Below are 13447 nucleotides of genomic sequence, written 5' to 3' on the forward strand. Positions count from 1 at the left end.
TTTACTGCCCTGTAATAAAAGGAATTTCTTCTATAATAATTTGGTTCCCTTCCTGATATATCAAGGTCGGCACTCCTGTTATTTGAAACTTTTCTATTAGTGCCTGATTAGCTATATAAAGCCTGTAATTAGGATATTTTTTCTGTAACTCCAACAAGTCTCCCTGCACAATAACTGCTGCAATATCTTTATGTTTAGCATAAAGTTTTTTTAAAAGAGGCATTTGATAGTCTTTTAAAAATAAATATCTTGATTTAAGCTTTATGTTTTGCAAAACATCTATTGTCTGCCCCTTTTGTGCTATAAGTTTTCCATCAATTATTAAATCTTCAGGCACAGTATATGTAAATGACATTTTCCTTTTTGTTTTCGTTTTAACATCAGGCAAATAAATATCTGCCCTGTATGAATTTTTTATTGCTTTATATATGTCCTCATAAGACACTAATGCCTGTGCCTGTTCAATCTGAGCCATCATATCAGGCTCTTCAATTGGATATGTAGCCCCATATGTGCCAAGATTTATGATTAATGCTATAAGTAAACTACTTAACATCTTTCATTATCGCTTCAGTTATATCTTTAACATTTTTACTTTGCACTACACTTCCTTTTATGGCAATAAAACTACAACCATAATCAGATGGATTAGACAGTTTAGCATTTACCTTTTTTAGATACTCATTCAGTTTTAAAAGCACTTGTTGTTGGGTTTGTATGGTCGCACTTTGCTTTTGTTCCTGAGACTGCGTATTTTGATTGCTGTCTTGTAAAGCATCTTGAGCAATTTCAAGCACTTTTTTGTTGCTTATTTCCCATACATCAATTGTGCAAACACGAACTTCTTTTGTCCTGTTTAACATAATTGTATTAACAACACCAAGTAGAAACGCAAAAATCGCAGCTACCGCTATCCAGTTAAATTTTACTTTAAAATTGTTTCCCATGTTGGCTGTTCCTCCTGCATTTTTTTTGCTTTTTCTATATCATCTTTTGATATACATCCTAATCTAACAAGTACATCTTCTACTGATATTCCAAGTCTAAAAGCCATCTGTCTTGCAACTTCAATTGCAAAGGCAGACACATTAAAATAACGCATAAGAATTTTTTCTATTGATTCCCTTTCAGTAAGCATCCTGATAACTTCCTGAACTGTCATGTTTTTTTGTTTGGCCAGCATTTTTACGCTTAGTTTTTCTGTTGCAGTGGTTGTAAAAAAACCATAAGAAAATTTATCTACAACAAGCCTAACTACTCCATACAAAGGTGCAGTTTCAAAATAAATCTCAGAAAATCTGCCAGGGTCTGTCACCAGAGTTTTAAACCACTCCTTTTCAAACTCTGCCATACTGAGCTTGTTTTCTTTTATTGCCTGCTCAATAGATGCATGCTTCATTTTTAGGTATATCTTATGTGCAGAGTTTTCCCAAATTGCTTTTGTCGTAGGATTTTTATATGCATCATCAATACCCTGCGTAATAACACATAAAGAGCTACCATATTTTCTAAATCTTCTTGCCGCAGACTCCATAAACTCTGATGCAGTAGCAAGTGTAAACAACATCCATGCCTCATCTATATCAACATCGGTTCTTCTTTCATGTTTTGACCATTCAATGTAAACCTCTCTCATAATATGAATTATCAAAGAAAACAAAATGGCAGCTTTAAGTCGCATGTCTTTCTGTGCAATTTCTTCTAATTCAAGCACAACATAATCTTTCGTATAGTATATGTTATTTTCTCCATTAAAATATTTAGAATAAGGTCCATGACTGTATGGATATATGCTCTCGTAAAGTTTCTCTGGTGCCTGATCATCAACTTTGTAATCTTGTGCAATCTCAAGAAAAGCATCTGCTACATCCCTTAGCCCTGCCTGTTTGCCTTTTTTCTGATATGCCATGTTAACTGCTTTAATAATAATAGACGCATATCTTGCAGAAACATTATCCTCACCTGTTTTTGCAATTTGACATGAAATGTCAAGTCCACAAAGAAAACCAACTAAAGGCACGATGCTATCAAGTTCATCAGAATCAATATTGCCATTTGCATCTTCTATAATGTTTGTAAAAAAGTTAAAGCAAGGATTTCTTTCTTCTGTAAGATATATATATTCGCCACCTATCTCCTGGCATAAAAACTCATATGACCTACCAATATCTATTACTCTTACACGCCTTCCTGATGCAAGGGCATGAACATGTCTGTTTGAGGTATTAAAAGATTTTCCACCGCCTGATTCCGCAACAATAGACACATTAAAATTTGTTGCGGAATCATATCGGTGAAAAAATACAATTCCACCTTTTCTGCCTATGTAAAGCTCATCTGGGTAACTTGATCCATTAACATCACTAATCAAAGGAATCATGGTAGCCAGATTTGCATCAAAAAGTGTAGTTCTTCTATTTAAAAATTTATCTCTTTCCTTTATATGGTTTAAAGGCAACGACTCAAGTAAAGCAGCAACCATGTTTTTGTCTTTTTCTCTTTCAAGTTCAAACCCTTCTTGTGCAAGCTTATTTATTGCTACCTGAGAAACATAATCTACATCTTGCTTTGTCTGATCAGCAATAAAAAGAGTCAAATAAGACGGCAAAGGTATAGCGTTTTCTTCAATTAAGTGTGCAACATATCTTGCTTCTTCTGCTTTTTTGGCAATTTTTGGAAAAAATCTTGCAAGCGCATTGCCCTCAGACTGCCTTATATTCTCTGCCGTTTTAGCCATTATTTTTAGCTTTGTTTTTTTCCAATCTGTCATTTTCACAGACAGACAAAAACCAAAAGGGCATGAAAGAGGTGGTTCAATCTCTCTTGAATCCCACCTAAAAAGTATGTTGTTAAAATCCCATAAACTTAACTTGCGTGGATACTTTGTTATTGTAAAAACTCTAATATATTTTTCTTGCCCATTCTGTCTTATTTGCAAGTCTGTATTGAAGTGTAAGTCTTCTATAATTTTTATTTCTGTATTTAAAGAAACAATTTGCCTTCGAAATTCTCTTTGTGAATCATATTCGTATATTCCCTGTGTGTCACAGTTAAAAATTTCTCTTAAAATAGTTCTTAACTCCGTTGCAGAAACTTTTACAGGATGTAAATCAAGTCCCTTGAGCATTCCTTTTACATTTGCTGCTATTGATTTTGCTATTCTATATGTCTGTTCAATATTGTTCCCAAAAGCTGAAAAAGGAATTAAAAAAGAAATAAAATTATGAAAAACTCTTGGTTTAAATTTTATCCCTTCCCAAAAACCTTTTTTTGCAGCTTGTTCAAAAAGAGACGCCCTTTTTTCTATGATTTCTTTTATTATCCCAGGATTATCTACATTTGGAGTATAAGAATGAAAAGCCCTATATGCATCAATATAGGGCTTTATGTTTTCAGATGCATAACAGAAAAACTGAATAACTGTATCAATAGGATAAGAAAACTTAAAAATCTGCATAAACCTGTTTTCATGCACATCCCCCACAAATGGTGGAATAAATACCCTATAAACAAAACCAATGCCTTCTATTGTTTCAAATAAAGTATATTCTTTATCGTCTTCAGCCCACAAATAAGTAAAAAAATCAGAAATCCCTGTTGACTCAAAAATAGCCCTAAAAAGATGATTCAAGCTTTTGTATTGTATATTTGCTTTATTATTGCTGATATCCTGCCTTCTATTGATTAATTTCAAAAGCATTCTCTACCTCCCTGCCATCAGGCATGACCCATTGACCTTTGTTTACAATTGTAAAAACATAAAAACCCATGATATAGTTGTTTTTACTGTCTTGAAAAGGATATATATATACACGCCTTATTTCCTCTGCCTTACGAACAGGTAGAGGAAATATAGAATAATTACCACTATTAACATTACCAGCCTTATCATCTCTAATTTCTACGCTTTTGTTGTCCTGCTTTGAATTTTGCTTTGTTTTATCTTTTTCATACTGTTCAAGAATTGATTCTTTAGCTTTATATATACCCATAGGGTCCCCACAAACTCCCCCTACTGCATTACCTTTGCAAGCAAAATCTTCTTCTCCAATCGTAAACATAGATGCACAACCTGAAACTACAAAGGCAAACAATACAAAAATTAAAAATTGTCTCATTTCAATTCTCCTTTAAAATATTTTTCAAGCACATTTTTGATAAACCCTTCTACCTTTTGTCCATTCTCTAAAACAAAAAGTGGCGTCCCCTGTAATTGCAGTATCTCCCCCACAAGCGCATGCTTTGCAAGCTTTTTTAAACCTTCTTCACACTGTTTTTCTTTAAGAGTTTTTCCCTCCTCAATCTCCTTTAAAGCCTTAACTGCATCTTTTGAACAAAGTATTTGAACGCTTTTCGCTTTAGCTTGTGGATGTAACTGCTCAATTGGAACAAGAAAAACATAAAGAGTGAAGTTGTTCTGAGTCATAAGCCATTGAAATGCTTGTTTACAGAATGGACAATCAGGATCAGTAAGCATTACAAGTTTTTTAGAGCCATTACCCTTTGTAATTGTTATTGCATCGTTTAATGGAATCTTAGAAAAATCAACTTTATTTATTTCTTGATACTTAGCTGCTGTTAAGTTTTCCATTGTTCCTGGATTAAAAATTGCACCAATAACAATATACTGCAAATTTTTTGTTATATAGACAATATTTTTATGCCCGCTAAAATTAACAACTGTTTCGTATAAGTCTCCTATATCTTTTATGCTTTCAACTGTAGCATTGTTCCTGATTAACATTGCCTTTATTGCTTGCTCATTGCTGTTTTGTTCACTTTGTTGTTCTTTTTGTTCGGCAAAAATAACTGTTCCTGTCATTACAATAAAAACAAATATAACTGCAAATAATACTAAAGCTTTCTTCATTTCTTTTCCTCCTTTGTGTCTTGTTTTGCTTGTTGAGTTTGTGACATCTGTGACGCCACTATATCATAGAAGTTATCCTGAGTAACTCGTTTAAGTACGCCATGTTTTATAAGCACTGTCACTTTTCGTCCTGGTTGAACCTCAATTACTGGATAAATTTGCTCTGCAATCTTTATAAAAAACTGTGCAATTCTGCCTGTTGTTCTCTCAACTGCTTGACCTGCAGCAGACTTCCAAATATCACTGTCTTTTGTTGTTGTTTCAAGAGAACCAAGTGGAGAAACGGCTGTGGTTGTTGCAGTAGCTCTTAACGCAGATCCACCCAAAGACAATACATCAGCCCAAAAAGACTTTGCAATCACTGAACCTTGTCTTGATACAAGACGCCCTGTCACACCGACTTTCCCATCATCGCCAAGCACCCACCCCTCAACTGAACCAGCATAAAGATTGCCTTTTTTATCTCTACATTGCATTGATATCAACCTAAGCATTGCTTTTTCGGATGATACTGCTCCATACCCTGAGGCAAGTGCCATACAGTTCTTCAAGTCTATTTCTTTGCCTCCTGCAGTCACTAAAGCAGACTCAAGAGAAATTAACATAGGTTGTGGTTCCTGTTGCCCCCATTGGAAAGTCGGTGCATCCATTCCTGTAAAAGTTAAGCCAACAGCAATACCCATTGGAAGATTGATATTGTCTGTTTTGGATGTATCTGGAGAACTTAACTGTTTATTGTCTTTGTTATTTTTTTTGAAGTCTATGCTCTTAAAAACAGGTTGCACTTGTGGTTCAGCTTTAATTGACATTCCTGCATTACCAGGTAGTGGTGGTGGTGGCACCGCAGGCATTGATTCCTTTGCAGATTTTTTCTCTTTTTCAAGCTCTACTTTTTCTTTCTCTTTTTTTTCAAGTTTGGTAGAAATGTCATCAAGCTTTTTGGTTATGTCTGTTAAAGCCTTATCTTGCTCTGATATTCTTTTCTCTATTAATGTCTTCCAATCTTGCTCCAAAGCTTGTGGATTCACTATCTCTCCTCTTTTTGCATCCTTTGGTGCTTCTATTAGCTTTGCTTTTTGTTTTTGTTCTTCTTGCGTCTTTTTGTGAAAAACAGGAATAATCATGTCTTTTAACGAATACCCAAGAAACATTAAGCCTACAACTCCAATAATTATCGTTATTACCTTGTTTCTTAAAGATGCCAACCTTTCATCTGCTGTTTGAATTTTTATCTCCTGAGGATATACAGTTTCTTTCTCACTTTGTGATTCATTATGTTTATCGCTAACTGCTTTAGCAGTACTTTCTTGCTCTTTTTTTTGTTCGTCAAATGTATAAAATAAACCAAACTTAGGTTGCTCTTCTTCTGGTCTGTTTAATGTTTGAGTAGCCTGAATATATTCTTTATGTTCTTTTTGAATAGTTTTCTTATCAGGCTTGATAAACTTTTTTAAAATTCTTTTTATCATTCCCTCACCTCTTGTTCATTTTTTTCTAACAACAGCAACACATGTTGAAATTTGCTCAGATTTCCTTTCACTTTCAGAAGTTATAGGTTGAATAAATTCTCTGCTTAGTGATACCGCCAAAGGCTTGCCTGCTACTTTAGAGATCACTACCTCAAGCAACTTTGAGTCTTCCCTTATTTGCAACACATTTTTTGTTTTATTTATGATATCAATAAAAACCACCTTAACAGGCTCTTTAGTTGATACAATTTCCTTTTTGAATACAAAAAGTAGTTCTGGCGTTTCATAAACTTGAGAAATTTGATTAGAATAAAAACCTTCTGGTTTTTCTCCTCTAATAGCTTTCCCTATCAGGTCAATAAGATAATCAACATAAGGATAATTTAATTCAGACATACATTCTGTGTTTGTAGAACTAACGCTTTCACTCTCATCAATAATTTCAATATAAGATGGAGTGTCAAACTGTGGTCTTAATGTGATAACATATGTCTGTTTTGAAGTCGTTACAACAAAATCTGTATCTTGACCTTGAACAGGAACAACAGAAAACTGCTTTTCTCCCTTGCCAATAGATTCAGAATTTATACAGTTAGAGCCAAATTTATTATCTGAACAAAACTTAGAACTTCCAACGCTTTCAATCTGATATGGAAACACAATAACATTTGTTACTTTTGATGCTGGAATTGTAACAGGTACTCCACGATATTTTACTACAATCTTGCTGTTTTTGTTTTCTTGAACTTCCGTTAAAGGCACAATTGAAGAAACAGAAACAGGACAAGCTTTTGTCTGCGATTCTTTGGTTAATTGAGTTTGCACTGCTTGTGGCTCTAACTGTTGACCTATTAGCTTTTCACTTGAAAACTCTGCTGCATAAATGTTGCTTAACATTAATGATGATGCTATTAAAGCTACTGCTAAACTACTTCTCCACATAGCCAAAATCCTCCAATTGTATTCCGTCTTTACTATACTTTATGTCAACATAATAAAGTCTTCTTTGTTTGTTTTTAACGCTTTGCCCTGATACAGAAACCTCCCTTGCAACATCGCCTTCCACTTCAACCCTCCACAGCTCTCTTGTGAGCCATGTTACCTTCCATGTTGCCTCATCAGGATGAAACTCTTGATAAGCATTTGTCTTTTTTACTTCATCAAGAATAGAAAGAAGTTTTGGTCTTAAGTTTTTGTCACCTTTTGAGCTTGTGTATCTCAATAAATAATTTGCTTTTGCTTCAAAGTTTTGTGGACTATATTCAGAAATTACATCTATAAAATGCCTTCCCCAAAGCTCTATATAACCTTTATTGTTGCCTGCAACAACTGATGTGTTCTCATAAGTGCCAGATGGAAAAGTAATTGTTATATTTCTATTAAAAGCAAGCTTTGCTATAATCCATAATTCAACCCAATTAAACAAAGCCAATACTACAACAATAATTAATAAAACTTTTACGGTTCTATCAAACTTATTCCAAAGCTCAATGCCTTTAATCATTCTACAAACTCCTTTTCCGTAACTGGCGGAACTCCCTTTGGAGTCTTAAAACCAAACCAGTATGGAATGGTTAAATAAAAATTTCTGTTAAATCTTTTTTTAAACCTGTCATAAAATAAAGCAGCTACCACAGCAAACACAGGTGCGAACATAACATTGCGAAGAATAAATACCGTCGCAAAAAAACCAATTACAAAAACCATAAAAGTATCATAAGGAACAAGCCCTCCAACCTCAGGAATGCTATCAATATACTCTGTTTTTGGTATGTATCTTATTTTTTCCTGTGTTTGCTGTGGCATGTTCCACCTCCTTTTTTGTAAATTAACAAATTAACCCCAATTAACACCCTTGCCAGTATTAACACAAGAAGTTGCTATTCCACTTGCTCCACCACCAAGAAATGCTCCAATTAATGCATATACTAAAGACATCCAGCCTCTGCCAAGCAGTAGTGCTACTACCCCTACAACCACTCCTATCAATCCTGCTACAAGAACCCCAGAGCCTTCCCATTCAGATTTCGCCTTGTCATAGATAGGCTGCAATGCATCCGCATGAGAAATGGCAGGCAAAACTAAAGATAAAACCAATGCGATAACTAACCCTATAACTTGAGAAAGCACTACAACTGCCATAAAATCGTTTTCGCCATTCTTTGCTTTGACCATTGCTTCACACATCCACAGATATACCTTACTTAGAATGTCTTTAAACTTCATTTTGTCACCTCCTTTTAGTTAATTTTTTTGTAAGTTTTAATGTCTGATGGATTTCCCATAATTTCTTCTTTTAACCTTTCTTTGATAAACCTAACCTTTTTAAGTAAAATATCTTTGTCTTTTACAAAACTATTGCTTATCTCTTTTTCAAGTTCATTTGCATGATACGCTGCACGCTGTAACACTTGTATGTCCTCCTGAGTATAAGAAAAGCTCGCGGTAACCAAACCAAAAAGAAACAAAAAAAATATAAAATAAGAAGTTAACTTTTTCATCTTACAATCACCTCCACTCTTCTATTATCTGCATCTATATCTGATATATAACAACATTTGCCTTGACCTGAAACTGTTATTTTTTCAGATAAAACTCCATTTTTAATAAGAAACTCTTTCACAGTGTTTGCACGCTTTAAAGCAAGACTATCGTTATACTGCTTTGTTCCAATTTTATCTGTGTATCCGTTAATTTTTATTTCTACTACATTGGATTGCTTAATTTGTGGTATAAGACTTAGAAGTTTTTGCTTTTCCTTTGCCCTTAAAACAAAACTGTCAAAATCAAAAAAAACTGTAGTGATGCTAATTTCCTTTTTAATCTCCTGGTGCCGTTTTTCTGTTTCTGGTTTTAGCATAGAAAGAATTTCTTCTTTAGTAAAAACATTAACAGGTCTTTGTTTTTTAGCAAAATACTCTTCTTCTTCATTACCATCTGTTAAAAACGCTTTAGATTCAAAATACGCTTTCTCTGTATAGTAATATTGCTGAAACCCTGGATAAACCATATAAACAACATCCTTTTGTTCTGATTGGGCAGGTAAAAGCATCGTTGTCGCTAAAAATAAAACTGAAAAAAACATATTTTACCCCCTAATAAAAAAGCTTTTATAATTAAAAGAGAGGCAAAGTAACTTATAACCACTCAAGAACTTCGTCTTTAATAAGAGATTCTAATGCAGATACAACATCACTCCCAAAACCAGGCTCTTTTTGCTTTATAAAAGATAAAGCTAAATCTCTGTCACAATTAGACCGATAAGGCCTGTCACTTCTTAATGACTCATAAACATCCGCAACAGCAACTATCCTTAAATAAAGATGAAGATTTTTTTTTCCATGCATATACCCTGAGCCATCATTTCTTTCATGATGGTATAACGCAAGATTATTGGACATATAATGCAATGCATTGTCATGAAAACATGTTACAAGTCTTTGCAATAAATGCGATCCAGAAATAACATGAAACTTTATAAGCTCTTTTTCAACAAAATTAAACCAGCCTGGTTTGTTTAAAATACTTTGTGGCATGCACTTTTTCCCTATATCGTGAAACAAGGATGCCTTGCTAATTACATTTGCAGTAGCCTTATCCAAACCAAATCTAAGTCCTAAAAAATAAACAATTTCTGATACTTTTTTAGAATGATTCATCCAATCAATTATTGACATTAAATCTGATTCATTACCATTATTTTTACAATCATACAATGTCTTTATGAAGTGTAAATAAAAAACAAGATCTTCCATGTTCATAAAAAATACAAAACCATTTAAATACACTTGTTTAAGAAAAAACAATGTGTTGTAATCAAGCTTTGCATTTTCTATAAAAATTACTACATGACCATCTTTTGGTAAAACCTGTAACAAAGGCTCTGTTAAAAACTTTCCCTCAATAACTATAATATCTCCATCTCTCTTTATAAATTCTTGAGTTAAAGAGGCACTAAGCAAAACTATATCATAGTCTTCCTGTAAACCAACAGGAACACTATTTTTCCTTTCTTGAAATGTTTTGTCAAAACAAAGCCAAATAAGTTGCATATACAATATGCGTGAAAAAGAGTAACCTTATTTTTCAAAGGTTTCACAAGCATAAGGTGGAATAATAGATTCTATTTCTCTTAACTTTCCTTCTTTCTTTGCTTCAAGTTCTCCTGCAAAAACACCAAAAGCTTCTTGTGCTTTAATAGGCACATATAGCGCCCTGTGTTTTTGCCCAGATTTCATCTGAACAATAAATGGCGCAGAAAAATACCCATCTTGAATTAAGGAAGTTTCTATTGCGTTTTTATGATGTTGTATCTGCTTTAAAACTGTGTAAATATAATCTCTCTTTTGAGATTCATCATTTTCAGCTAAAAGCAAATCATGTATCCCTTTTTGAGACGCCATTTCTTTAAGTATCATCCAAATCAGTCTCGGTTGAACATAAACCAATCCATCAGGCATACTACAAGCAAGCCATCTTCCTGAAATTACTTGATTAACATAAGACAACAAAATTTGTAAAAACTCTTCTACATTAAACCAATTTAACTCAAGCTCTTTTAAACAAACAGACTCTTTGCCTTCATCAGTTGTAGAAATAAATATATCGCTTGCAGGTATGGCTTGTTTGTTGTCTTTAGAGAAAAAAGAATCTGTAAGGAATACATTTGGAATAGGCGCTTCTTTAGAAATGTCTTTGGAAATGGTTTGATGAGTTTGATGGAGAAAATGGTGTTTGTTTCTAAGGTTTGATTGTTGGGTTTGATTTTCTGTTTGATTTTGTTTATCTTCATCTTTATTAAGTTCAACAAACTGCACATCTGGCTCTGGCACATTTGGGTCAGACTGATTGAGTTCTTCTTCGGTGGGCTTATATATATTAATATTTTTTTGAACAAAAATTAATTCACGCCTTCTTGCTCGTTGGTCTGCCTCTTTCAATGCCTCCCCTAAGAAATCTTTAGGTTTTAAATGATGGTCTCTAATTGCTTTCAAAATATCATCTGCGTAAACAAGTTCTTTAAATGATTGTATTGAGTCAAGTACTGTAACAGAAATAAAAGGATGATCTCCTAATGTGTAATATTGGTTTCTAAACTTTGGCAGCTTGCCTAAATCATGCCCAAGTGCAGCAATAAGTGCCTTTGGAGCATTAGCACCAAAAGGCACTATTGTTAAAATTTCTTCGGCTACATGAATGGTGTGTTCTGTTAAAGATATTTTAGAAAGCATCTGAAATGTATTTTGAGGTAGCTTGCTTTCTGTCTCTGATTGACCTGAAACAACGCTTGAAACTTCTCCTTCTGTATCAAGCAAAGTTAAAATATCAATAATTACTTTTTTAACATTGCCTGTAAAGTAAAGTTTGCCATCAAGATATTTTTTATAGAAATCAGAAATTACAGGGCTAAAAAAATGAACTTTTTCAACACCATAATTAAGCTGGCTTTGCATATTTTTCCATAAAATTGCAAGTTCTTCAAGTTTAATTTTTACTTCCTTTCTTTTAGCCCAAATTACAGAAATATCCTGTATTGATAAAATTTGTTTTCCAGTTTCAGGAGCGCTATTAGAAGAAAAATCAGGACTTGTTGTTTTTATTTCTGTAAACTTAGGTTTTATGAGCTTAGACAAGCTCCATAAAACCAATGCTAAACCAATGAGCCCAAATAAAATTTTCATACACCAACTACCTGTTCTTCAGCTGAAATTTTCGGAAATTGTATTTCTATATATGTATCATCCACATCTATTGTTTTCCCATAATACTGCCCAGTATAAGTCATCATATAAAATCTGCGTGGTTGTAAATTTAAAATCTGTTCAGGTTTTACAAGTGGCTCTTCTACATCCTTATTGATAATACTTCCATCAGGAGATATAGCAGGAGAAAATCTTCTTATCGTGCCAAAATGTTTAGCTGCATACTCTGCAGTATCAATATCAGGAACACGCATAAAAATCTTCGTATTTGCATTATCAAGAATTGAACGGCCAAAATCACGCCCTACTTCTTTAAAAATTTGATTTACCGACTGATTAAAGGCATGCACCCAAACACCAGCACCACCTGCTTTTGCAAACAAATCTTCTATTCCATAATAAAGCACATTTTGTGCCTCATCAATATAAACAGCAAGTGGTGGATCAACCTGTAACCCAGATAAAAACACTCGCCCAACAAAAGTTTTAATCATGCTTACTATTACTTTACCAAGCACTTTTGCGGCATCCTCTGTTAGCATTGCGCCAAGATGTGCAACAAGGATTACTCTTTTACCTTCTTCAAGCCTTTTAATAAACCTGTTTTCATCTGCTTTCCCTACAATCTTACCAATATTTCCAGAGCTTAACTGCATTAATGCAACTCTTAATGATGTTGAAATTTTTGAATAATACTCCTGTGGTGAAGACACAATCTTTTTTAAATTTTTCGCTACATCTTTTGCTTCTGGTAAATCTATCATCTCTATTTCTTTTAAAAGTTCTGCAAGGTCTTCTTTGCTCATTCGGTCTTTTATTTCATTGATATTGAAATTATGCTTTCTGTTTTCTGCTTTAGCCTTAATCAACAAAGATTGCACTAAAACCATACTGATTTCAAACGCAACTTTGTAGAAAAATGGATCATCAACTGGTACCCCCGAAATAATATGGCTTACAAGCTCCTCTGGCATATAATAATATGCCAGAGGGTCTATAACAGCAGAATACTCAGGAAAAATAGGAGTGACAAAAATAAGGTCTTCATACCTATTTTCTTCAAATGCAACTTGAACTATTTTTGAAAAAAGCTTAATATCACACTTTGGGTCAATAACAACAACAGAATAATTTTTTCTAATATCTTGTTCCACCATAGCCTCTATACTCCTTGTTTTTCCAGCCCTCGTTGTACCAAAACACCACATATGTCCTTTTCTATGTGAGTCTGGAATTTTAATTATTGTTTTTTGCTTTTCTGGGTCTTTTAATTTTTTACCTATGCCAATATAAAGACATTTTTCTTTAGACTGAAGATATTTTTTTCCTGTTTGTTTACTAATAGAAAGCCCTAAAAGCCCCTTCAAAACTCTTGTAAAAATCATCCAAAAAGTGCTTGCCATTAT

Annotated in this window: 15 protein-coding genes; all 15 read right to left on the reverse strand. The window is 33.7% G+C overall.

Annotated elements, in window-relative coordinates; translation table 11 throughout:
- Nucleotide 1 precedes the first annotated feature (1 nt).
- The 15 genes from ACYQ3X_RS10120 to ACYQ3X_RS10190 all read right to left on the reverse strand — a co-directional run bounded on the left by ACYQ3X_RS10120 (nt 2) and on the right by ACYQ3X_RS10190 (nt 13444).
- Nucleotides 2-556, reverse strand: a complete 555-nt coding sequence (locus ACYQ3X_RS10120; protein WP_460181716.1) for a hypothetical protein — start codon at nt 554-556, stop codon at nt 2-4.
- Nucleotides 546-947 carry a hypothetical protein gene (locus ACYQ3X_RS10125; RefSeq protein WP_460181717.1) on the reverse strand — a complete coding sequence of 134 codons (402 nt, stop codon included), beginning with the start codon at nt 945-947 and terminating at the stop codon, nt 546-548. The genes ACYQ3X_RS10120 and ACYQ3X_RS10125 overlap by 11 nt, the downstream gene beginning before the upstream one ends.
- A complete protein-coding gene (traC, locus tag ACYQ3X_RS10130; protein WP_460181718.1) occupies nt 926-3700 on the reverse strand; it encodes a type IV secretion system protein TraC in 2775 nt (924 codons plus the stop codon). Before traC ends, ACYQ3X_RS10125 begins: the two co-directional genes overlap by 22 nt.
- Nucleotides 3678-4118, reverse strand: a complete 441-nt coding sequence (gene traV / locus ACYQ3X_RS10135) for a type IV conjugative transfer system lipoprotein TraV (protein WP_460181719.1) — start codon at nt 4116-4118, stop codon at nt 3678-3680. Before traV ends, traC begins: the two co-directional genes overlap by 23 nt.
- Nucleotides 4115-4870, reverse strand: coding sequence for a DsbC family protein (locus ACYQ3X_RS10140; protein ID WP_460181720.1), 756 nt, complete (start codon nt 4868-4870; stop codon nt 4115-4117). Before ACYQ3X_RS10140 ends, traV begins: the two co-directional genes overlap by 4 nt.
- Nucleotides 4867-6339 carry a TraB/VirB10 family protein gene (locus tag ACYQ3X_RS10145; protein WP_460181721.1) on the reverse strand — a complete coding sequence of 491 codons (1473 nt, stop codon included), beginning with the start codon at nt 6337-6339 and terminating at the stop codon, nt 4867-4869. Before ACYQ3X_RS10145 ends, ACYQ3X_RS10140 begins: the two co-directional genes overlap by 4 nt.
- Before the next feature lie 15 nt (nt 6340-6354).
- Entirely contained in the window at nt 6355-7281 is a 927-nt protein-coding gene (locus ACYQ3X_RS10150; protein WP_460181722.1) for a hypothetical protein, read from the reverse strand.
- On the reverse strand, nt 7268-7843 hold the full coding sequence (locus tag ACYQ3X_RS10155; protein ID WP_460181723.1) for a TraE/TraK family type IV conjugative transfer system protein: 576 nt from the start codon (nt 7841-7843) through the stop codon (nt 7268-7270). The genes ACYQ3X_RS10150 and ACYQ3X_RS10155 overlap by 14 nt, the downstream gene beginning before the upstream one ends.
- On the reverse strand, nt 7840-8145 hold the full coding sequence (locus tag ACYQ3X_RS10160) for a type IV conjugative transfer system protein TraL (RefSeq protein ID WP_460181724.1): 306 nt from the start codon (nt 8143-8145) through the stop codon (nt 7840-7842). The genes ACYQ3X_RS10155 and ACYQ3X_RS10160 overlap by 4 nt, the downstream gene beginning before the upstream one ends.
- A 30-nt stretch (nt 8146-8175) precedes the next feature.
- Nucleotides 8176-8565, reverse strand: a complete 390-nt coding sequence (locus ACYQ3X_RS10165) for a hypothetical protein (protein WP_460181725.1) — start codon at nt 8563-8565, stop codon at nt 8176-8178.
- Nucleotides 8566-8579: 14 nt separating this feature from the next.
- Nucleotides 8580-8750: a hypothetical protein gene (locus ACYQ3X_RS10170; RefSeq protein WP_460181726.1), complete on the reverse strand. Its 171-nt coding sequence runs from the start codon at nt 8748-8750 to the stop codon at nt 8580-8582.
- Nucleotides 8751-8836: 86 nt separating this feature from the next.
- Nucleotides 8837-9424, reverse strand: a complete 588-nt coding sequence (locus ACYQ3X_RS10175; RefSeq protein WP_460181727.1) for an OmpA family protein — start codon at nt 9422-9424, stop codon at nt 8837-8839.
- 52 nt (nt 9425-9476) lie between these two features.
- Nucleotides 9477-10391 (reverse strand): HD-GYP domain-containing protein, encoded by a 915-nt coding sequence (locus ACYQ3X_RS10180; RefSeq protein WP_460181728.1) that lies wholly within the window; start codon nt 10389-10391, stop codon nt 9477-9479.
- A gap of 27 nt (nt 10392-10418) precedes the next feature.
- Nucleotides 10419-12020 (reverse strand): HD domain-containing protein, encoded by a 1602-nt coding sequence (locus ACYQ3X_RS10185; protein WP_460181729.1) that lies wholly within the window; start codon nt 12018-12020, stop codon nt 10419-10421.
- Entirely contained in the window at nt 12017-13444 is a 1428-nt protein-coding gene (locus tag ACYQ3X_RS10190; RefSeq protein ID WP_460181730.1) for a type IV secretory system conjugative DNA transfer family protein, read from the reverse strand. The genes ACYQ3X_RS10185 and ACYQ3X_RS10190 overlap by 4 nt, the downstream gene beginning before the upstream one ends.
- Nucleotides 13445-13447: the final 3 nt, after the last annotated feature.

The organism is Thermodesulfovibrio sp. TK110 (assembly GCF_054658355.1).